The organism is Methylotenera sp., from assembly GCF_029946165.1.
GTDB lineage: Bacteria > Pseudomonadota > Gammaproteobacteria > Burkholderiales > Methylophilaceae > Methylotenera.
This window is the reverse complement of sequence record NZ_JAQSDZ010000006.1, coordinates 1-19,397: the sequence shown is the minus strand read 5'-3', so window position 1 is coordinate 19,397 and position 19,397 is coordinate 1. Positions and strand designations below refer to the sequence as shown.

Here is a 19,397-nt window from a genome sequence, read left to right as displayed (position 1 = left end):
ATTTTAATTAGACTTATTATTACGCTGAATCACCACTCCCAACGCCTTGAGCCCAGGCAATATCGCAGGCTTCGCCACTTTAATTTTCACACTTAACGCCCCAAACTCATTCAAAATCAGTTGGCAAACATGTTCTGCCAAAGCTTCCACTAATTGAAAGCTATGTTCAGTTAGGGTTTCACGTATTCGGCCCACCACTGCGCCGTAGTCTATAGTCTCTGCAATAGCGTCACTTTTGCAGGCGTTGGTTAAATCGTAGCCAATTTCAATGTCTAGAATAATGGTTTGCGGCATCATGCGTTCCCATTCGGGTACGCCTAATTTGGTTTGTACTTTCACTTGCTCTAAAAATATGATGTCCATTGGTTTTATTCTCTTGTTGTGATTCTTGTAGTATCCAGAATCCAGTAATATTTTGAATATTAAACTACAATATATAGTTGTGATTAAAAGTTGTGTGATTAAAAGTTGCTTGATTGATTATTTGTTCGAATGTTCGCTTCGGTGAGCTTCCTGACTAAGAGAGTTTAAATGAATGAATTAGGATTTGTACCAGTCACGTTGATTCCTGTGGTTTGGATTGTTGCTGCGTATCTATTGGGTTCTGTCGCATTTGGGATTATCGTGAGTAAGCTGTTTGGCTTGCCTGATCCGCGCACTGTAGGTTCTGGTAATCCGGGCGCGACAAATGTATTGCGTAGTGGAAAAAAATGGGCGGCAGCGCTTACATTATTGGGTGATGTACTAAAGGGTTGGTTGCCCGTTTGGTTGGCGTTACAGTCTAATATGTTGATGTGGGTTGTTGCCTCAGTTGGCTTAGCTGTATTTTTTGGGCATTTGTATCCGATTTTTTATAAATTTAAAGGCGGCAAGGGCGTGGCTACTGCGCTGGGTGTAATGTTAGCTATTTCGCCATTACTCGGTTTAGCGGCGATAGTTACGTGGATTGTGGTATTCGCGGTTTCGCGCTTTTCATCACTCGCTGCAATTGCGGCAGCGGCACTTGCGCCAGTGTATGCGTGGTTTTTATTGTCAGCGTACAAAGATTATGTGATTGCGGTTGCTGTTATGGCAGTAATGCTCATTTGGCGGCATAGAGGCAATATTCAAAAATTGTTAGCAGGTACCGAATCAGGTTTTGGTAAGAAAAAGTAAGCGGTTTCTAAATCGTAGGTTTCTGTAACTCTGCTAAATCCCAACGTGGGCGCACACTAAAGCCGTAGTTTTTATTGCCATTGCCTTGCATAGCTTTCAAGCGCATTGCACCGGCAAAGGCAATCATCGCGCCGTTGTCGGTACAGAACTCTAAACGGGGATAGCTCACTTTGCATAATTTACGTTTGGTCGCGGCATTCAGTTTTTCACGCAGTTTTGAGTTGGCACCTACACCACCTGAAACCACTAAGTTATCTAAACCCGTTTCACGCAAAGCTGTCATGCATTTCAGCGTTAATATTTCTGTGACCGCTTCTTGAAACTCCCAAGCAATATCCGCAGTAGTTGTGGCATCTAAAGGCTGGTGTTGATTCACCAATGTTAACACCGCCGTTTTTAAGCCACTAAAACTAAAATTTAAATCGCCGCTATTTAATAATGGGCGAGGTAATTTAAACCGTGCTTTGCCGCTTTGCGCTAATTTAGACAACGCAGGACCACCTGGATAACCTAAACCTAATAATTTAGCCGTTTTATCAAAAGCCTCACCAGCGGCGTCATCTAAGGTGTCGCCAAGTAATTCATATTCACCAATGCCATCCACACGCATGAGTTGGCTGTGTCCACCCGAAACAAGAAGCGCCACAAATGGAAAGGCGGGAGGATTAGCTTCAAGCAAAGGTGCAAGCAAATGTCCTTCAAGATGATGAACATTAATCGTAGGGATTTGTAAGCTAAACGCGAGCGATTCGGCAAAGCTAGTACCAACCAATAGCGCGCCAGACAAGCCCGGACCTTGTGTGTAGGCGATTGCATCAATATCTTGCAGAGTTATATTGGCGGTTTTTAGCACGTTTTCAGTGAGCGGTAGCACGCGACGAATATGGTCGCGCGAGGCAAGTTCTGGCACTACGCCGCCATATTCAGCATGCATTTCAACTTGCGAGTGCAACGCGTGCGCAAGCAAACCTTGCTCGGTATCGTATAATGCAAGCCCTGTTTCGTCGCAGGATGATTCCACACCTAACACTATCATATGAGAAATTCTGGCATCTAATTAATTACTTTAAAGATTTTAAAAGTGGAATTATTACGCATTTAGCGCATAAATGCATAAAAGTAATTGAATAAAAACAATTATGCGATTAAAATAGTCGGCTTTTCTCAGTTTCTAAATCAGAAGCGCGACAGTGCCTGTTAGAAATTTGAGTAATCCCATATTAAATTTGTTGTTATAAGAGAGATCGAATGTCTAGTGTACGCGTAAAAGAAAATGAGCCGTTTGACGTTGCCCTTCGCCGTTTTAAACGCCTAATTGAAAAAACAGGTTTGTTGAATGATCTTCGCGCTCGCGAGTTCTACGAAAAACCAACTTGGGAACGTAAACGTAAAGCTGCTGCTGCCGTTAAGCGTCAGTATCGCCGTTTACTAAAACAAACACTTCCAGCTAAACTTTACTAGTTCATCGTAATGGCTGGTGAAAATATTACAGAGCCAAAGCAAGAGGCTAGTGCGGATGATGCTGCATTTTGGAGCTTGACAGATAAGTTCATTGGTTTTGCCAATGAACAAGCTGCAAGCAACGATGTGAGTGTGGTGAATGCCAGTTTCTTGTTTGCATCTGCTAGATTCAATACATTCTTAATTGCCAATCAATGTGGCACTAAAGAAAACTTTGAAGCTGAAAAAGCGGCCGCGTTAGACTATTTTGTAAATCAATACAAAATTGCACTAACTGAGCACATGGCAGATTATCAAGCTAAGTTTGATACTTACATCAAAAATACCTAAGACCAGAACGCCTGAGTCTAGAATACCTAAGTTAAGATGAGCCTTAAGTTACAAATCACTGAAGATATGAAAACCGCAATGCGCGCTAAAGATAGCGCGCGTTTAGGTGCTATTCGTTTATTGCAAGCGGCTATCAAACAGCGTGAGGTTGATGAGCGTATTGAGTTAAGCGATGCTGATGTGATTACAGCTATTGAAAAAATGCTCAAACAACGCCGTGATTCAATTGCTGCATATGAGTCTGCCAATAGAACAGATTTGGCCGATGTTGAAAAGTACGAAGTGAGCGTGTTGCAAGAATACTTGCCCCAACAGTTAACTGAGGCAGAAATTCTAAGTATTTTAGATCAAGTGGTCGCTGATACAGGCGCCGTTGGTGTAAAAGATATGGGCAAGGTGATGGCTGCGATTAAGCCACTTGTTGCTGGTAAAGCTGATATGGGGAAAATGTCAGGTTTGATTAAAACTCGATTAGCTTAAGTAAAAAATTGGTTGGTAAAAATATTAAAGGAGCGAAAAGCTCCTTTTTTGTTTCTGCAGTTTTCTATTAATTGAAGCGACTCTAATTGTAGAAACGCCCCTTCGAAATTAAGCTAAAATTAACTAAAATCTTATAAAAGCAGAACACTTTGATTCCAGAGAGCTTTATTCAAGAGTTGTTAAATCGCGTTGATATTGTTGACGTGATTGATAAAAGCACGCCCTTGAAAAAAGCCGGGGCGAATTATTCTGCTTGTTGTCCGTTTCATAACGAAAAATCCCCTAGTTTTACCGTTAGTCCTACTAAGCAGTTTTATCACTGCTTTGGTTGCGGCGCACATGGCACTGCCGTTGGTTTTTTAATGGAATACCAAGGTTTGAGTTTTGTAGAAGCGATTAATGACCTTGCCCGAATGGTCGGCATGGTTGTGCCGCAAGAAACGCGCGATACTAACAAGCCTGAGCATAAAGTGGTAGTTGGTTTACAAGAATCTTTGCAGCAAGCCGCTCAGTACTACAAAGCGGAACTTAAAAAATCTCCTCGAGCCATTGAATATCTAAAAGCGCGGGGCTTGAGTGGTCAAGTCGCGGCTAAATTTCAAGTGGGTTACGCGCCTGCGGGTTGGCAGAATTTACAGAGCGTATTCCCTAACTACGATAATGAAGCTTTGAGTGTTGCGGGCTTGGTGGTAGAGAACGATCAAGGTCGTCGCTATGACCGATTTCGTGATCGGATTATGTTCCCAATTCATGACCAAAAAGGTCAGGTAATTGGTTTCGGCGGGCGCGTGATTAATCCAGAAGATACCCCAAAATATTACAATTCGCCAGAAACGCCGCTATTTCAAAAAGGCCATGAACTTTACGGTTTGTTTCTAGCGCGTAGAGCCATTCGCGATGCAGGTCGTGCCTTAGTGGTTGAAGGTTACATGGATGTAGTGGCCTTGGCGCAGTACGGTATTGAATACGCGGTGGCAGCGTTAGGTACGGCCACTACGCCATTTCACATTACCAAACTGATGCGGCAAACCGATGAGGTGGTATTTTGTTTTGATGGTGATAAAGCAGGGCTAACGGCTGCTTGGCGTGCAGCCATGAATGCATTGCCTGCACTTACGGATGGCTTGAAGTTGTCTTTCCTATTTTTGCCTAAAGAGCATGATCCTGATTCTTATGTACGTGAGTTTGGCAAAGAAAAATTTGAGGCGGAAATTAAAACGGCAATGCCACTTTCGCAATATATTCTCAAGCATTTAAGTGAGGATAATCCTTTGCAAAGCCAAGAAGATAAAGTGCGTTTCTTGAACGAGGCTGAACCGATTATGCAGCAAATCAATGCACCGCGAAGCGCGATGTATTTGCGAAAAAAAGTGGCGGAGTTAGCACAGTTGTCCATAGATGAAATGCAAAGCTTGCTTAAGTTGCCCAATCTGAATAAAGCGCCAGTGCAAGCTAGACCAAAACTTACGCGTACGACTAATTCATTGCATCACCATTTTTGTTTAACCATGATTATGCAACCTGCACTGGTGGATAAATCTGACTTGCTGTGGATAACGGGTAGCTCGGACGATGATTTATTATTGAGGCAAACTATTGAAACTTGCCTGATGCATCCTCATTCTAAACCAGTGGTGATTATGCGTGAGTTGGAAAGTAAAGTTGACGCCAATATCATTGCGGAAATTAAGAAAGAACTTAATGTGCTGGATGAAACGCTGGATTTGGCGCAAGCAATGTCTGGTGCAAGACAGCAATTAAAGCAGCTTTATTTGCAGAAAAACGAAAGTGCATTACTGGCACAGGTAAGTGAAAAACCTTTAAGTGCATTGACGGATGATGAGCGAATTTTACTTAGAAATTTAGGAAGTAAAGCTAAAAAATAGGTTTTAAGGACTGATTCAAGTGTCACGAAGTTGAATTATTAGTAGCTCTTGGGGGTCAAAATAGCGTTATTTTCTGCTATAATCGAGGGTTACGGAAATTACATTCACCATGCTCATTTTTAAATAAAAACATGGTAATTGCATAAATTAGAGGTGAGTACATGGCAAGACCAAAGAAAAGCGATCAGTTAGCAGAAAAAAATAAAATGGAGTTTGTTAGCCCTGAGCTTCAGGAAGCTAGCGCTGAAGAACGCCGTTCTCGTTTAAAGTCTCTCATTGTATTAGGTAAAGAACGTGGCTACTTAACCTACGCTGAGATTAACGATCACCTTCCAGATGACGTGCAAAACTCAGAGCAAATCGATGGCATCATCGGCATGATTAATGACATGGGTATTCAGGTGTACGAAGAAGCGCCTGATGCTGAAGTGTTGTTAATGTCGGATGCACCACCTGCGGTAACTGATGAAGATGCGGTTGAAGAGGCTGAACAAGCGCTTGCCACAGTTGATTCGGACTTTGGTCGTACAACTGACCCTGTGCGTATGTACATGCGCGAAATGGGTACAGTAGATTTACTTACCCGTGAAAGCGAAATTGAAATCGCACGTCGTATTGAAGACGGCCTTAAGCACATGGTGCAAGCTATTGCCGCTTGCCCAACGACTATCGCGGCTTTATTAGCATTGGTTGATAAAGTTGAAAATGATGAGTTAAGCGTTGATGATTTGGTCGATGGCTTGATTGACTCTGATGTTGGTGCAGTTGCGGACGTTGTAATCGAAGCTGCTGAAGACGAAGAAGAAGTTGATGAGGATGTTGAAGAAAGCGAAGACGAGGATGGTGCTAAAGCTGCAGCTATCTCCGCTGAGGCGCTAGCAAAACTTAAAGAAGAGGTAGTTAATCGTTTTGCTGTAATTCGTGCAGCTAATAAAAAAATGACAGTAATCTTGCCTTTAAAAGGCTCGCAAGATCCTGAATATCAAGCTTTACTATCAGAAATCTTGGTTGAATTAACTGCATTCAGATTTTCACCAAAACAAGTAGAAGGCTTGTGCGATCAAGTACGCGATTTAGTTGAAACTATTCGTAGCCATGAGCGCAAAGTACTGGATTTTTGTGTAGAAAAATCTGGCATGCCTAGACTGCATTTCATTAAATCATTCCCAGGCAATGAGAGTAATTTAGGTTGGTTGGCTGAAGAGCTTAAGGCGGATAAACCTTACGTTGAGAAATTAATACGTTATAACCACTCGGTTTTAGATCAACAACAACGATTAATTGATTTAGAAGCAAAGGTTGGCATTCCAATCAAAGAGCTTAAAGAAATCAATAAGCAAATGACGACTGGCGAAGCGCGTGCACGTCGTGCTAAGCGTGAAATGATTGAAGCTAACTTGCGTTTGGTGATTTCGATTGCTAAAAAATACACGAATCGCGGCTTACAATTTTTGGATCTAATTCAAGAAGGCAATATTGGTTTGATGAAAGCCGTTGATAAGTTTGAATACCGTCGTGGTTTCAAATTCTCAACCTATGCAACATGGTGGATTCGTCAGGCGATTACCCGTTCTATTGCCGACCAAGCACGTACTATTCGTATTCCTGTGCACATGATTGAAACGATTAACAAAATGAATCGTATCAGCCGTCAGATTTTACAAGAAACAGGTGTAGAGCCAGATCCAGCCTTGCTTGCAGAGAAAATGGAAATGCCTGAAGATAAGATTCGTAAAATCTTAAAAATCAGTAAAGAACCAATTTCAATGGAAACGCCAATTGGTGACGATGAAGATTCACATTTAGGTGACTTTATCGAAGATGGTCAAACCTTAGCGCCTGTTGATGCAGCCATTTACGCAAGCTTGCGTGATGCAACAAGTGAAGTGCTAGAGTCACTAACACCACGTGAAGCTAAAGTATTGCGTATGCGCTTTGGTATTGAAATGAATACGGATCACACGCTAGAAGAAGTGGGTAAACAATTTGATGTAACCCGTGAGCGTATTCGCCAAATTGAAGCAAAGGCGTTGCGTAAACTGCGCCATCCAACTCGTTCAGAAAGATTGCGTAGTTTCTTAGAAACTGGGCAAGATTAACTAGTCTTAATTTCAACTCTTAGTTTAAAATAGCGTCTTTAAAGTTTTGGCCCCCTAGCTCATGCTTGGTTAGAGCAGCGGACTCATAATCCGTTGGTGCTGTGTTCGACTCACAGGGGGGCCACCAAAATAAACGACTTAGGGAGAAATCTCTAGGTCGTTTTTCTATAGGCTTAATCCCTTTTAACTGTCAGTTTTCTTTCAAAGTTTTATAAGTTCGTGTATTCTGATTTTGTACTAATAAAATAAAAAAATAAGGGGTGCTTAATGAATTGGTCAAATATTATTGTCGCTATATTAGAAATATTAGCGGCACTAGTTGTAACAGGGCTATCTATAAAGTTTATTGTTAAACGTAGTTCTAATAATAAATCAAAGACTAGTTTCGTCTCACAAAAGAATAATATTGCCTTCGGAGATATTGTCGCTGGCAATAAAACAACAAAAATTAAAAAATAATTACGATGTTTACAAGCCAAAATGGAAATTTGGTTCAAGGTGATTTGGTAGCTGGTGACAAAGAGGTCAATAACTACTTTGTACAGTCTAATGGCACCGCAATAGTTAGTCTTTATTCCCGTTTACGCTCGGGAGATCAAGCATATAAATCTAAAATTTCAGAACAACTACAGCATTACTGTAACGAAAGTACAGATGGTGATGTTAGGGGATTGGAAGTTAAACTCCATGCTTCTAATAGGCAAGATATGCTTAGAATTGCTGCACGTTTAAAACAAGATGCAACAATGTTGATAATGAAATATCAAACATCTCCAATAGCCCAAGATATTCTCACATTAGTACTATCGAAGATTTATTCTGACTTTCTACTTCAGGTTACACCTTCAATTGAGGAGGGTGCTTCACGTAGTTATATCGATAATTTAATTGTTGAAAAAGTCATCAACCCTGCGATTGTAATGCTAGGTGAAAACGACTTAATGATTACAGATGCTGATGTATTAGGGCTGCTTTATTACTTGGGCGGGAATTGCCATGTGCGGTGGGATAAATGTTAATTTATCATCCTGCTTACGATGCTTATCACTGCATTTTTAGACTTTTAAAAATTGTTCAAGTAACTAAAAGTATTGAAATATCTAAATTAAGAATTTTAGACTTCTATTTAGTATTCCCAAGTGAAATTTCAAAAATAAGATTGACAGAAAAAACCGAAATCAAAAAACTAGCTAATAATTTTCAGAATATATATCACGGCCCGGTCAATGCATATCAGACATTTAGAGACATGCAAGATCTGCAATTAGCTGCAATCAGTACTTTGATAGCTTCTAAGATAATTGATAGTGAAAAGGCAAGTCTTGGAATAATTCATAAAACTACAGAACCCTTACCTGAAGAATTGACTTTCAAACATGATGGAATTGAGGATGAAGATAATAAGATAAATGATTTTATATTAAATTATTTATCTAAAATCAATTTAAACGGTACCGATGGACTAAAGCATCGAACAGGACTTATGGAATATAGATATGACAATGTTTAAACCTTCTTTATTTGTGGATGAATTAGCTATTTTTAAGGAAGCTAAGGAAGTATTTAGAGCTAAATTTCACAAGGGTGTAAATATTGTAAAAGGGCATAATAGTTCGGGAAAAACAACAATACTTGATTTTCTTGCCTATACTATGGGGGCAGAAAATATTCCTTGGAAACCTTACGCCTTGCTTTGTGATACATCCATTGCACAAATTTCATTGAATGGACGTGCAATTACAATTAGACGAGATGTCAATCAAAAGATAATGAATCCAATGTACATATATTGGGGAGATATCAAAGGGGCATTGCAGGCCAATTTTTCAGAATGGGAAATATTTCCTTTCAAAAGGTCAACATCAAAAATTAGTTTTACCCAAGCGCTATTATTAGCTTTAGATTTATCAGAGGCGCAAGGTGATGGAGCTTCTAATCTAACAATGCATCAATTTTTAAGAGTGTTGTATGCGGACCAACCCTCATTACATAGCCCAATATTTAGAGTAGATAATTTTGACAGTGCTTTAACAAGAGATACAGTTGGAAATTATTTGTGCGGTATCTATGATGACAATTTATATTCTGCTCAGCTAGAAAAAAGAGAATTAGACAAACAAATCACTTCGTTAACTAGTGAGTTAAAAAGCATTTTTTCAGTGTTAGCTAGGTCAGGTCAGGACATAAGTCTTGATTTTTTTCAAAACCAGATTACTTCAATGGAAAAAGCCAGATCTGAGGTAATCAATCAGTTGAGTGTAATTAAAACTGAGAGAGTTGTTAGGAAATCAAACACGAGCAATATTGCCGATATTAATCTACGAAAAAATCTAGATAAAGCTAAATCTTTATTATTCAATGAGCAAGATCGTTTGACAACTACAGAACTTCAACTAGCTGATACGAATAAGTTTGTTAAAGAAGTTAAAAGTAGGTTGAAAAATATAGATGAGTCAAATTTGACTCGACAGTTTTTTGGCAATATAGAATTTACTTTTTGTCCATGTTGTTTAACTGAAATTAAATCTAAACAAGATGACAAGACTGAATGTTCTCTGTGCAAAAACACATCTGAGAGTTCAGCAGCAGATGGTCAAGTTTTACGAATGAAGAATGAGCTAAGAATCCAGCTCCAAGAGTCGCAAGTCATACAATTAGAACTTCAATCTGAAGCAACAAAACTAATTTCTAACATACCAGCACTTAAACAGAATTTAAAAAGACTTGAATCTCTCTACATTGAAGCTACCAATACATGGTCGACTGACATGGAAGCGGCTATTGAAGGTTTGTCTCGTCAAATCGGAGGATGTGATCAAGAGATAAAAACCTTATATGAGAGCCAAAAACTAGCTTTAGTTATACAAGAGTTGCAATCCAGAAAAGAATTAATGCAAGCTCGAATGATTGAAATTGATTCAATTATAGAAAAACTAGAATTTTCTCAACATGAAAGACAAAAGGTTATTTCATTACAGATAGTTGATACGTTGGGTAAACTTCTTAGAAAAGATATGTATAGGCAGGAGGAATTTAAAGAAGCATCTTCAGTTACGTTTTCCTTTTCTGATAATGAAATTACGGTTAACGGCGCTACTAAGTTTTCTGAAAGCTCAACAGTAGTGCTGAGACATTTATTTCATATTTCTTTACTAAGTGCAGCAGCAAATATTCCTATGATGCGATTACCTAGATTTATGATCCTAGATGGAATTGAGGATGGAGGTATGGAACTGCCTAGAGGACATTTATTACAAGAAATAATTGTCGAAGAATGTAATACATTTGAAACTGATTTTCAGTTAATTTTTGCCACTTCACAAATAGCACCATCTTTGGATAACAAAGATTATGTAGTTGGACGGTCTTTTTCAGAGGAAAGCAGATCCTTGAATATCATGTGACTGTAGAGGATATTTGGGATTATCAGTCGAATACTATTTTAAGTACAATTTGACTGTGATAACGCCTATTCAGGTGGCACTTCTTTATAAGAGAAGTTATACGTACAACAACAAGTTGTTAACCACCATCGCTGACTAGTAGTCCGAAGTTCACTATGTAAAAGTTATTTTTCAGTTTCACTTAGAAGTAAATAAGCCTTAATACCAAGCGCATCAGCAATTTTCAACAAATTAATTATGGCGACATTATGCTCGCCTCTTTCAATCCCACCCATGTAGGACCTATCAATACAAGCCTTATCAGCTAGAGCTTCTTGAGATAAACCTTGAGACAGTCTTGCGGCACGAATAGCTATACCCAAACTAACAAGCGCAGGATTTCCAGAATATGTAGGTGTTCTTAATTAAAGTTTCATCCCAATAGAAGTAGTTAAACGTGTAACACCTAAAAGCCTACCAAATAACTTGTGAGCCTTTTCTGAATGGTTTTGGAAGGTAACTGCAGTTATGAATTATCTTTTCTGAAAGTTTTTAACAAGGCGGCTACTTCATTCTTTTGAGTATCATCAAGTATATTAAAGTCTAAGATAAAGTTAGCCAAATCATCATCTTTGGTAAATAAATAGGCAGTTTGTACTTCAAGTACTGCGGCAAGTCTTTCAACTAAAGAAAAATCAGGAACCCTTTTAGCAAGCTCATAGCGATTCATGCGTGCGCTTGCAGACATTGCGTCCAGTCCAGCCTCTAAACCAAGTTGCTCTTGCGAGATACCTTTTCTAAGTCGTGCTTCCTTCAGACGTTTGGAGAAAATCGACATAATTACCCGATAAATTACGATGGGTAATAGTCCCAGTTAGACAACTTCAATTTACTAACGTATCGGTAGTCTTTCACATATAATCATTTCATAAACATCAGTTAAAAAAGGGGGGGTAAATGTGCATTGTTCTAATTGCAATAAAGAGATTCAAGCTAACGCAAACTTTTGTGAGCATTGTGGTATTCAAAGAGGAGGTGTCAATGAGATAGTGCAGGAGGAGGCATCTAATGAAATGTCATCAAAACTAAAATCTGCTTACACCTCTGTTGGGCGTTCACTTGGTCGTGTATCGAGCGTAGTAGGCAGCATGGCTAATACAGTAGCAATGGAAATTGGTGATTTAAATGGTGACGGAAAGATAGATGCTGAGGATTTTAAGATTGCTACTAGCAAAGCGAAAGAAATTGGCGCAGCTACAGCAAACGAAGCAATTCGGATTGGTAAAGAAGCTTTAAATTCTGAACTAGTCAAGGACACAGCCGCAGCTGCCGTTGTTGGGGCTGCCATTGCAATTCCAATTCCAGTTATTGGACCCGTCGCGGGTGCAACAATCGGTGCAGGAATGGGAATCTACAAAAACATCACTAAATAGAAAAGTCCTTTTATGAAATGGCACAGTTGATAGCAGCAATCACAAGTAATAATAAATTAATACTGATTAAGGTGATTCATATCTAAATGGCTGTGCCTAACTCTATTTTAAAGATGTATGGAAGTTAATTACTATATTAATAAAAAAAGGAAATTTAATGATTAGAAAACCGGTTATAGCAATGTTGTATTTGTATTCATCTCTTGTTATTGCTAGCACAGAGCAAATTGAGGTGATTGGATTAACTCCAAGTCTGACGACATTAGCCGAATATAAGGCTATAGCTTTATCAAACAAAGGCACATCTGCCCTAATGGAAATAGGTGGATATAAGCTAATTTGTTCTGCTAAATTTAGGAATGACACTTTAGATGAATTTTCTTGCCCTTTAAACAGCGATCTTACTAAAGACTCAAATCTCGTAATATTTGACACACTTAGCAAAGGCTTTACTGAGAAATTTGGACCGCCCACTTTTACTGTGGAGGCTCCAATCAGAAATCGTTTAGGTGTAGAGTATAAGTCTAGTCAAATTTCATGGACTGATACTCTAGGGAATATTTTAACTATCCAATCTATTGCTGGCCGTATAGATAGTGGTATGTTGTTAATGCTTTCCTCCGAAAAAATGAAAGAAGCAACTGCATTAAAATCAGAAAAGGATAGCAACAGGAAGTTTTGATAGTATTGTCAGAAGTCTAAAATCCATCTAAGTATTCGCCCGTATGCCATCCTGGTATACGGGCTTTTTTACGTCTATACCAAGGAGATTTATGATTACCAGTCACCACTTCAAAGAAACCTATCAGCAATACCAGCAAGACTTAATTCCCTTCCGACTACTCCAAGAGCAAGCAATCGTCATGCTAGGTTTGTGTAGTAACACCTCTTGTTCACCAGTAGACAGCCCTCTAACTATCAACAATGACCATCTCCACTGGCTACTACTACAACCCGAAGCTGCTTATGATTATTCAGAATATCTAGGAGGTTATATGTATGTCTGCGAGTCTGAAGATGACCTCAAGCAAATTGTAGGCTGTGATTTTGAATGGGCAGAAACTCATGATGGCGCTTGGCCAAATGTCACTGACCTACCTATGGTATGGGATAGCTGTTGTTATTTACCTGAGGCTACTAGTGAGCCTCTATGGGCAATGTTTCTCATGTGTTGGAACAATGCTGGTGGCTCCGTCTATTACGTACCTAAACATCTATGGAAAGCAGCGAGAGTGACCGAACATATCGAACTAACAAATAATGCCTGATCTAGTCCTGCGGCTTTTTAGCCATCTTATATGAAGTACGTTTTAACTAACAATCTTAAACTAAGGATCACTAATATGAGCAATCCAGTAGCACCAAATCGTATCGTCAAAATTGGTACCACTACCAATGTTTCAGGTAAACATAAAATTACTTATCACATTGGCTGCAATGCAGAACATGACATCTATTTTCGGGTATATGAAAACAGTGGTGGAGGTTTCTTTAGCACAGAGTGGATATCGTTCAAGACAGTACAGCAAGCCATTGAACAAGGCAGAAAGCCCACTACCTCATTTGTTTTATACGGCATATTCAATGGTAAGTCTGTCAACACACCAGCATTCTTGCTAGCTGCATTATTAAAAGAAGGTCTAGTAGGCATCCACGAAGACAATCAACGTTGTTACGCAGCCACCGACCCTGATCCCTTCATCACACAAATCAATCTACTGATTGCATCTGATACCAATATCCAAGTTGAACCCAAACCCCGAAAGAAGCACAAGCGTGTTGAGTTATTTGAGGCTGGCCCAGTTAAGCATAAAGGCCAAGCTAGGTTAGCCAAGAAATTAGAAAAATTGGCAGCTAATCAGTCTTAAATTTCTCTACGTTGTAGTTGAAGTCCGCCGCTCCAAAAAATTAATCGTCCGTAATCCCAAGCCAGGCAAGGCCCTTTCAGTTTCGCAACGAAACAAAATAGTTATACCGGTCTTATACCGACCTTGAACCTCAAATATACCCTTAATTTTTAACAATCCGGAGTTACCTATGGAGTTTGTCACCTTAGTCGTGATTACTTTTCTGTGCCTACTTTTCGAGACCACCCGAAAGTTTGGGATTTTTTTATTCATCCTACTGTTTTTAGCATTTCCACTCAGTTTTATCTCACTTGCAGCAATTGCAATTCACTTTATTAACAGATGCAAAATTAAAAGGAGAAATATCTATGTTCCGCCAACATTACCTAGAAGCCATTGAAGTCGTTCTAGCTTGGGATTTACCAGATGAGGCACTAACAGATGCAATCAATCATCAAGTCATGCATCACATTGATACAGATGATGTGTATGGCTGGCAGAACTACCCAAGCACATCACTTGCCTTCAACCATTAACTTCATCTTCCTACCCCTCCCACCACCTACCAACTAAAACACACCACACTAAAAAACGATCCGGCACTATGTGGAGGATTTTGCACGTCTGTTGTAAGTGGGGTGGGTGGGGGTGGCAACTATCTACAAACTTTAGGAGTTCATTTATGACACAGTTAAAAATTACTCGTCAGCAAGTCGCTGACAAGTTACGTATTCAACATACCTCAGATTTATTTGGCATTCGTTTTCCACTCAATATAGAACCTACTATTTATTCCATCACTAGTAATATATCCGAGAAATACAATGGCGCTTATTGGGAGTTTTACGCTTTAAGTAATGATGGCTTTTACATGGCACCATGTTCTGATGATGCGTTTCAAGTCAGCTGTGAGAATGGTTATCAAGGTCAATTATCAGCAGATGCATTAGGTATTACAGCTTGTTTGTATGCTTACAGTCATTTGTCGTTTAGTAACAATCAAAAATTTGCTGAAATATGCGCTAATCATTATCACTGGTTGCGTGAGTTTATGCTGGAGCATGATGAGGCTGGTGCAATTTTGGGTGCTATTGATTAGGTTTTGCCGCTAAATTAACCGTAACGGTAAAATGATAAATGTCACCATCGTGAAGCATTGCAGAATTTAAAACGAATTCTGCAAAATATCCATAATGCGTTGTGTCATAACGACTGTCGCTATTGCGGTAAATCGAAGAGCCGAGAGCAAAAACTATTTAACTTAGCATGAACTAGCCACCATTTTCCTGTAGCCAGTCATCAGCCTCGTCGCCATTAGCATCATCATACACGTCACCGAAGTCTTTGGGTTTTGCATCCATGTGCACATGGATTGCTTCTTTTTTAGCTCGCTCATCGCTATTTCTTCTGTCATCGATTATAGTGAATTTGGGTTTATATCCATCCGTTTCATTTGGTTTATAGAAAGGATCTCCAGATAATTTTGTAAGTTGTATAAGTGACTTTTTAAGCTTTGAAATAATAGTTTTATGTTTGCCCTCAAGGGTTTTGGTTGGTGGGTACTTTCTTCTGAGGCTCAACACTATTAACGTTACACCAAGATGATTTGGTTCAAGTTTACGCTTACCCATTAAACCTATATCCATAAAAGAAACGCGTATATAAGTGCCGTTCCCAATTGCATAACCAAGCTTATGGCCTGCATAAATTTTGATTGTGACATTCTCCCAGCTAGGTAATTGTGTGTTGATAACTGCGTTTGGTTTTTCATGTACAGAATTTGTTTCGTTTGAAATGGCAATTCCAAAGCGATCAAAAGCCCAATCAATCAAACTCTCCAGCGTTACAAGCGGGTTTTCATCAGTAGAATATTCTGCACATTCAATCAGTGTATCTTCAGTATAGGTTGCGTCTTCAAAAAGTGACTCTTTAAGCAAAATCGCTAGATCACGCCTTATCGTGCAAGCTTTCATTCGATTTTCAAGAAGTTTAAGCTGAAATTCATCAGTACTTAAAGCCTTTTCATAATCCACAGATGCTATTTCTAAATATGCTTCAGTCATGCTAAGAACAGTTTCCCCGTCGGGGATGAAGTCCATATTAATCATTAGTGCGACAGCATTTTCTACAGTGATTGATGTACCCAATTTCAAAATTCCTTAATAGCACTTAATCTTTTTTCGATATAGCCAATGAGCAGCTCACATTAAAAGTTACCAGTAACCATTATGTGGAAAATTAATTAATAAAAATATTTAGTTTATAACTTATTGTTTTGTATGTTAATTATTAAATTTATTGCAAATAATAATCAGAAAAATGTTACTAGTAACGTGTATATATTAAGAGATGCTGGTGGAAAGTCGCTTAATAACTTATTACTAACATCTCCTGTAATGCGAAACCATCATTTAGTTGGAATCGTTAATCAAAACTTAAACGGGAGTAACAAATGAACATTCAATCTAATTTATATCAATCAACAAATAATTTTTTCATTATCGGTGATTACTTAGTTCCTATGCATTTTTTGAAGCGGTTACACGCCGAAGTTAGTAAATACTTTATCGATAATGAGGCAGTTTCTTTAATTAACGAATATTGCACAGAAGAATTTTGGGATAGCTTAACACTTGAAGAAAGCCAAGTTGTTGGTCCTTGTTTTCTGATGCTGATAGAAAACCACTTATTACGTATCAATTAAATTTCTCGATATTTTATATCTAAGAAGAGTGCCTAATTTAATTTAGGCCTCTATCGAACTAAGTTTAAAAATCAAAAGGATAAGTAATGGGCAACAATATAGCTAATAACTTGAAACCACCCCCTCTCAATTCGCTACTTCACCTAGATGAAAAAAGCTTACCAAAAGTAATGGATGAGATGCACCCCGATTTAAGTGTATTTAATAAATCTAAACACATCTCTGCTCTAGTGGCTAACGCATTCCCTCATCCGCCTAAAAACGGTAGTCAGTTATTGTTAGGCACAATAGAGAATACTATTTTTTTATTGGATGGCTATGGAATTAAAGTTAGTTACAACGTAATCAATAAAAATCATTCCATCATTATCCCGTATGCAGAAGGAACTAATGCTAGTACTGGTTTAGCATATATTTATAGCTTGGCCAATTTAAATGGCCTTCCAACGGCACAAATAGCAAATTTCATTGAAGTAATTGGTGACATGAATCAAATTAATCCAGTGCAAAGCTGGATTCTTAGTAAATCATGGGATGGTCGTGACCGACTTGAACTATTTTATGCAACGCTAACTCACCACCCTGACTTTCCAAAACATCTTAAAACAACATTGATGTATAGATGGGCGTTAAGTGCTGTTGCAGCAGCGCTTAAACCTAATGGATTTAAAGCACGTGGTGTCCTTACATTACAAGGATCACAGTCTATGGGCAAAACGAGTTGGATTAGCGCATTGATTCCAAATGATCTATTGCGCGAGGCTTTCATAAAGCTAGATCATCATCTTGATGCTAGCAACAAAGATTCCATTATCACTGCGGTTAGTCACTGGATTGTTGAAATAGGTGAACTAGATTCAAGTTTTAAGAAGGACATCGCCAGGCTAAAAGGGTTTTTAACCGCAGACTACGATAAATTACGCAGACCCTACGGTAAGGCCGACTCTGAATATCCTAGACGCACCGTTTTTTGCGCAACTGTCAATGAACATGAATTTTTGATTGATTCTACTGGTAACTCCAGATTCTGGACTATACCTGTTACTGAGATTAACTATAACCATGGCATTGATATGCAGCAGTTGTTTGCACAATTAGCGATTGATTTTTCAAATAATCAACAATGGTGGCTAACCAAGGACGAAGAGGCACTACTTGAGCTGCATAACAAAGATCATCGGGTAACTAGCGTTATTCGCGAGCGTGTTTTGGACGTATTAGATTTAGCACGCATCAACGAAAATGGCCTTGAAGCCATGAGCCCAAGTCAATTGCTGCAGCGCCTACAGTTCAAGTTTCCTACCAATCAACAAATGCGTGAATGTGGTGGTGTACTTCGAGAGTTCTTAGGTAGCCCTAAGAAAATTCAGGGGTATATGAAGTGGCGCGTACCTTTCAAAAACTCACCTCAAATTACCAGCATCTCAGACTCAGACCTTTATTAAATATTGGTCTGCATTTACCCCCCCACCCCCCCCACGGTTCAGAGTATTAGGTGGGGGGGGAGTGGAATGTATTTTAAATTTATCAAATTAGGACAAACATGAAACATCAAACTCAGCAAATTATAGCAACTCGTTCAGAAATTACCCCTGTTAAAAACATAGATCTTTTCGGAGGCTATAAGGCCCCAGTGGCATTGTATGACGCAGTTGAAAAACAGGTTGGCGATTCTATTACTCATCTTCAGCATGAAAAGTTATACAGATTGCGTTTAATTTGTGGTGATGAGTTTTGGGCGCTTTTAGATAATGCATTTACTAGAAGAATTGCAGGCAGATGCTTTGCTCACATGATCTATCACGGTCAATTTCCCTTTGAATTTGTCCAGTACAAGCGAAGCCCAACTAAACGTTATCAATTACTCACAAACTAAGGAGTTAAGTATGGCAATTATAAAATTAACGCAGCACCTCATTGATCACAGTTTGCATACTTATGCTGGACCTAGCAGGGTTGAACTTGTCTCTGATGAGCGTAATGGTTTGTACGTTGAAGTTAGAGAATCAAGCAATGGTAACGGCACTTACTATCTTCGTTATAAAGATGCAAATGGTAAGTCCTGTCACCAGAAAATTGGCCGTACTGTTGACATGAGTTTGGCTATGGCTAGAACTAAAGTTAAAGCACTCAAAGCAGAAATTGCTTTAGGGGCAGACCCTCGTGCTGAAGAAAAATCCAGAAAAGCAGTGATTACGCTTGATGAATTGTTCACAGACCACTATCTACCTTATGTGAAACAACATAAACGTAGTTGGGACCGTGACGAAGAACTTTATCGTCTTCGTATCAAGGCTGTATTTGGTGACAAACGCTTAAATCAAGTAACACGCTTGCAGATTCAAACTTTTCATTCAGGATTGATGACAGAAGGCTTGGCTGCAGCAACGGCTAACCACCATATTAAGTTAATTAGACACATGCTTAACTTGGCAGTGGAATGGGAGATGTTGGATAAGAACCCAGCTAGTCGTATTCATATGTTTGCAGAAGATAACAAGGTAGAACGTTATATGAATGACATACAGTTAGGTAATTTACTTGAAGTACTTAGAACTGATTCATGAGCCTGTAAATAATTCTGTGTAAATGCAGTTTGAGTGCATTAATTCAAGGGTG

General features: G+C 39.0%; 25 protein-coding genes, 1 tRNA gene and 1 pseudogene. 22 read left to right on the top strand and 5 right to left on the bottom strand.

The genetic code is table 11. The features are described from left to right. Positions 1-3: 3 nt before the first annotated feature. On the bottom strand, positions 4-363 hold the full coding sequence (gene folB / locus PSV17_RS04285; protein ID WP_300480031.1) for a dihydroneopterin aldolase: 360 nt from the start codon (positions 361-363) through the stop codon (positions 4-6). Between the two features lie 168 nt (positions 364-531). Here folB and plsY point away from each other — a divergent pair, with 168 nt between their 5' ends. Then, a complete protein-coding gene (plsY, locus tag PSV17_RS04280) occupies positions 532-1,155 on the top strand; it encodes a glycerol-3-phosphate 1-O-acyltransferase PlsY (protein WP_300480030.1) in 624 nt (207 codons plus the stop codon). 7 nt (positions 1,156-1,162) lie between these two features. Here the strand turns inward: plsY and tsaD are convergent, their stop codons facing one another. Then, on the bottom strand, positions 1,163-2,191 hold the full coding sequence (gene tsaD, locus PSV17_RS04275; protein WP_300480029.1) for a tRNA (adenosine(37)-N6)-threonylcarbamoyltransferase complex transferase subunit TsaD: 1,029 nt from the start codon (positions 2,189-2,191) through the stop codon (positions 1,163-1,165). Between the two features lie 212 nt (positions 2,192-2,403). On the opposite strand from tsaD, the gene rpsU reads away from it, so the two are divergent. From rpsU to PSV17_RS04225, 10 genes are all read left to right on the top strand, one after another. Further along, positions 2,404-2,616 carry a 30S ribosomal protein S21 gene (gene rpsU / locus PSV17_RS04270; RefSeq protein WP_013149160.1) on the top strand — a complete coding sequence of 71 codons (213 nt, stop codon included), beginning with the start codon at positions 2,404-2,406 and terminating at the stop codon, positions 2,614-2,616. Positions 2,617-2,625: 9 nt separating this feature from the next. Continuing rightward, positions 2,626-2,946, top strand: coding sequence for a DUF3144 domain-containing protein (locus tag PSV17_RS04265; RefSeq protein WP_300480028.1), 321 nt, complete (start codon positions 2,626-2,628; stop codon positions 2,944-2,946). Positions 2,947-2,982: 36 nt separating this feature from the next. Next, on the top strand, positions 2,983-3,426 hold the full coding sequence (locus tag PSV17_RS04260; RefSeq protein ID WP_300480026.1) for a GatB/YqeY domain-containing protein: 444 nt from the start codon (positions 2,983-2,985) through the stop codon (positions 3,424-3,426). A 149-nt stretch (positions 3,427-3,575) separates the two neighbouring features. Beyond that, positions 3,576-5,312: a DNA primase gene (dnaG, locus tag PSV17_RS04255; RefSeq protein WP_300480024.1), complete on the top strand. Its 1,737-nt coding sequence runs from the start codon at positions 3,576-3,578 to the stop codon at positions 5,310-5,312. A 161-nt stretch (positions 5,313-5,473) separates the two neighbouring features. Continuing rightward, the gene (gene rpoD / locus PSV17_RS04250; protein WP_300480023.1) at positions 5,474-7,411 is read left to right on the top strand and encodes an RNA polymerase sigma factor RpoD; all 1,938 of its coding nucleotides are present in this window, start codon (positions 5,474-5,476) and stop codon (positions 7,409-7,411) included. Between the two features lie 48 nt (positions 7,412-7,459). Then, positions 7,460-7,538 (top strand) — tRNA-Ile (locus tag PSV17_RS04245). Between the two features lie 140 nt (positions 7,539-7,678). Further along, positions 7,679-7,870 carry a hypothetical protein gene (locus tag PSV17_RS04240; RefSeq protein ID WP_300480022.1) on the top strand — a complete coding sequence of 64 codons (192 nt, stop codon included), beginning with the start codon at positions 7,679-7,681 and terminating at the stop codon, positions 7,868-7,870. 5 nt (positions 7,871-7,875) lie between these two features. Further along, on the top strand, positions 7,876-8,430 hold the full coding sequence (locus tag PSV17_RS04235) for an ABC-three component system protein (RefSeq protein ID WP_300480008.1): 555 nt from the start codon (positions 7,876-7,878) through the stop codon (positions 8,428-8,430). Beyond that, on the top strand, positions 8,424-8,921 hold the full coding sequence (locus PSV17_RS04230) for an ABC-three component system middle component 5 (protein ID WP_300480006.1): 498 nt from the start codon (positions 8,424-8,426) through the stop codon (positions 8,919-8,921). The genes PSV17_RS04235 and PSV17_RS04230 overlap by 7 nt, the downstream gene beginning before the upstream one ends. Further along, a complete protein-coding gene (locus PSV17_RS04225; protein WP_300480004.1) occupies positions 8,908-10,815 on the top strand; it encodes a hypothetical protein in 1,908 nt (635 codons plus the stop codon). The genes PSV17_RS04230 and PSV17_RS04225 overlap by 14 nt, the downstream gene beginning before the upstream one ends. 164 nt (positions 10,816-10,979) lie before the next feature. On the opposite strand, the gene PSV17_RS04220 is transcribed toward PSV17_RS04225, so the two are convergent. Then, positions 10,980-11,177, bottom strand: a complete 198-nt coding sequence (locus tag PSV17_RS04220) for a helix-turn-helix transcriptional regulator (RefSeq protein ID WP_366910334.1) — start codon at positions 11,175-11,177, stop codon at positions 10,980-10,982. Between the two features lie 143 nt (positions 11,178-11,320). Continuing rightward, the gene (locus PSV17_RS04215) at positions 11,321-11,632 is read right to left on the bottom strand and encodes a helix-turn-helix transcriptional regulator (protein ID WP_300480003.1); all 312 of its coding nucleotides are present in this window, start codon (positions 11,630-11,632) and stop codon (positions 11,321-11,323) included. Between the two features lie 121 nt (positions 11,633-11,753). Here PSV17_RS04215 and PSV17_RS13915 point away from each other — a divergent pair. The 7 genes and pseudogenes from PSV17_RS13915 to PSV17_RS04185 all read left to right on the top strand — a co-directional run. Next, positions 11,754-11,813, top strand: a pseudogene (locus PSV17_RS13915) (zinc-ribbon domain-containing protein); the annotation flags it as partial. A gap of 54 nt (positions 11,814-11,867) precedes the next feature. Then, positions 11,868-12,227 carry a hypothetical protein gene (locus PSV17_RS04210; protein WP_300480002.1) on the top strand — a complete coding sequence of 120 codons (360 nt, stop codon included), beginning with the start codon at positions 11,868-11,870 and terminating at the stop codon, positions 12,225-12,227. Between the two features lie 157 nt (positions 12,228-12,384). After that, the gene (locus PSV17_RS04205; protein ID WP_300480001.1) at positions 12,385-12,909 is read left to right on the top strand and encodes a hypothetical protein; all 525 of its coding nucleotides are present in this window, start codon (positions 12,385-12,387) and stop codon (positions 12,907-12,909) included. A 91-nt stretch (positions 12,910-13,000) separates the two neighbouring features. Then, positions 13,001-13,495, top strand: a complete 495-nt coding sequence (locus PSV17_RS04200) for a hypothetical protein (RefSeq protein ID WP_300479999.1) — start codon at positions 13,001-13,003, stop codon at positions 13,493-13,495. Positions 13,496-13,570: 75 nt separating this feature from the next. Beyond that, the gene (locus PSV17_RS04195; RefSeq protein ID WP_300479997.1) at positions 13,571-14,095 is read left to right on the top strand and encodes a hypothetical protein; all 525 of its coding nucleotides are present in this window, start codon (positions 13,571-13,573) and stop codon (positions 14,093-14,095) included. Between the two features lie 347 nt (positions 14,096-14,442). Beyond that, entirely contained in the window at positions 14,443-14,610 is a 168-nt protein-coding gene (locus tag PSV17_RS04190) for a hypothetical protein (RefSeq protein WP_300479995.1), read from the top strand. A 146-nt stretch (positions 14,611-14,756) separates the two neighbouring features. Continuing rightward, positions 14,757-15,173 (top strand): antirestriction protein, encoded by a 417-nt coding sequence (locus PSV17_RS04185; protein WP_300479994.1) that lies wholly within the window; start codon positions 14,757-14,759, stop codon positions 15,171-15,173. Between the two features lie 172 nt (positions 15,174-15,345). Here PSV17_RS04185 and PSV17_RS04180 read toward each other — a convergent pair whose 3' ends face one another. Then, positions 15,346-16,221 (bottom strand): hypothetical protein, encoded by an 876-nt coding sequence (locus PSV17_RS04180; protein WP_300479992.1) that lies wholly within the window; start codon positions 16,219-16,221, stop codon positions 15,346-15,348. Between the two features lie 305 nt (positions 16,222-16,526). On the opposite strand from PSV17_RS04180, the gene PSV17_RS04175 reads away from it, so the two are divergent. The 4 genes from PSV17_RS04175 (at position 16,527) to PSV17_RS04160 (ending at position 19,345) form a co-directional block, all read left to right on the top strand. Continuing rightward, a complete protein-coding gene (locus PSV17_RS04175; RefSeq protein ID WP_300479991.1) occupies positions 16,527-16,778 on the top strand; it encodes a hypothetical protein in 252 nt (83 codons plus the stop codon). Between the two features lie 86 nt (positions 16,779-16,864). Next, positions 16,865-18,223 carry a VapE domain-containing protein gene (locus PSV17_RS04170; RefSeq protein ID WP_300479989.1) on the top strand — a complete coding sequence of 453 codons (1,359 nt, stop codon included), beginning with the start codon at positions 16,865-16,867 and terminating at the stop codon, positions 18,221-18,223. Positions 18,224-18,321: 98 nt separating this feature from the next. Further along, positions 18,322-18,654: a hypothetical protein gene (locus PSV17_RS04165; protein WP_300479988.1), complete on the top strand. Its 333-nt coding sequence runs from the start codon at positions 18,322-18,324 to the stop codon at positions 18,652-18,654. 10 nt (positions 18,655-18,664) lie between these two features. Beyond that, complete coding sequence (locus PSV17_RS04160; RefSeq protein WP_300479987.1) at positions 18,665-19,345, top strand: integrase arm-type DNA-binding domain-containing protein; 681 nt, start codon at positions 18,665-18,667, stop codon at positions 19,343-19,345. Positions 19,346-19,397 lie beyond the last annotated feature (52 nt).

Excerpts from the sequence above, each read along its gene's own strand:
- tsaD (WP_300480029.1), bottom strand. The coding sequence starts at position 2,191 with ATGATAGTGTTAGGTGTGGAATCATCCTGCGACGAAACAGGGCTTGCA.
- PSV17_RS04260 (WP_300480026.1), top strand. The coding sequence starts at position 2,983 with ATGAGCCTTAAGTTACAAATCACTGAAGATATGAAAACCGCAATGCGC.
- PSV17_RS04185 (WP_300479994.1), top strand. The coding sequence starts at position 14,757 with ATGACACAGTTAAAAATTACTCGTCAGCAAGTCGCTGACAAGTTACGT.
- plsY (WP_300480030.1), top strand. The coding sequence starts at position 532 with ATGAATGAATTAGGATTTGTACCAGTCACGTTGATTCCTGTGGTTTGG.
- rpoD (WP_300480023.1), top strand. The coding sequence starts at position 5,474 with ATGGCAAGACCAAAGAAAAGCGATCAGTTAGCAGAAAAAAATAAAATG.
- PSV17_RS04175 (WP_300479991.1), top strand. The coding sequence starts at position 16,527 with ATGAACATTCAATCTAATTTATATCAATCAACAAATAATTTTTTCATT.
- rpsU (WP_013149160.1), top strand. The coding sequence starts at position 2,404 with ATGTCTAGTGTACGCGTAAAAGAAAATGAGCCGTTTGACGTTGCCCTT.
- PSV17_RS04225 (WP_300480004.1), top strand. The coding sequence starts at position 8,908 with ATGACAATGTTTAAACCTTCTTTATTTGTGGATGAATTAGCTATTTTT.
- PSV17_RS04240 (WP_300480022.1), top strand. The coding sequence starts at position 7,679 with ATGAATTGGTCAAATATTATTGTCGCTATATTAGAAATATTAGCGGCA.
- PSV17_RS04200 (WP_300479999.1), top strand. The coding sequence starts at position 13,001 with ATGATTACCAGTCACCACTTCAAAGAAACCTATCAGCAATACCAGCAA.
- PSV17_RS04165 (WP_300479988.1), top strand. The coding sequence starts at position 18,322 with ATGAAACATCAAACTCAGCAAATTATAGCAACTCGTTCAGAAATTACC.
- PSV17_RS04205 (WP_300480001.1), top strand. The coding sequence starts at position 12,385 with ATGATTAGAAAACCGGTTATAGCAATGTTGTATTTGTATTCATCTCTT.
- PSV17_RS04215 (WP_300480003.1), bottom strand. The coding sequence starts at position 11,632 with ATGTCGATTTTCTCCAAACGTCTGAAGGAAGCACGACTTAGAAAAGGT.
- folB (WP_300480031.1), bottom strand. The coding sequence starts at position 363 with ATGGACATCATATTTTTAGAGCAAGTGAAAGTACAAACCAAATTAGGC.
- PSV17_RS04195 (WP_300479997.1), top strand. The coding sequence starts at position 13,571 with ATGAGCAATCCAGTAGCACCAAATCGTATCGTCAAAATTGGTACCACT.
- PSV17_RS04160 (WP_300479987.1), top strand. The coding sequence starts at position 18,665 with ATGGCAATTATAAAATTAACGCAGCACCTCATTGATCACAGTTTGCAT.
- PSV17_RS04265 (WP_300480028.1), top strand. The coding sequence starts at position 2,626 with ATGGCTGGTGAAAATATTACAGAGCCAAAGCAAGAGGCTAGTGCGGAT.
- PSV17_RS04170 (WP_300479989.1), top strand. The coding sequence starts at position 16,865 with ATGGGCAACAATATAGCTAATAACTTGAAACCACCCCCTCTCAATTCG.
- PSV17_RS04235 (WP_300480008.1), top strand. The coding sequence starts at position 7,876 with ATGTTTACAAGCCAAAATGGAAATTTGGTTCAAGGTGATTTGGTAGCT.
- PSV17_RS04210 (WP_300480002.1), top strand. The coding sequence starts at position 11,868 with ATGTCATCAAAACTAAAATCTGCTTACACCTCTGTTGGGCGTTCACTT.
- PSV17_RS04190 (WP_300479995.1), top strand. The coding sequence starts at position 14,443 with ATGTTCCGCCAACATTACCTAGAAGCCATTGAAGTCGTTCTAGCTTGG.
- PSV17_RS04230 (WP_300480006.1), top strand. The coding sequence starts at position 8,424 with ATGTTAATTTATCATCCTGCTTACGATGCTTATCACTGCATTTTTAGA.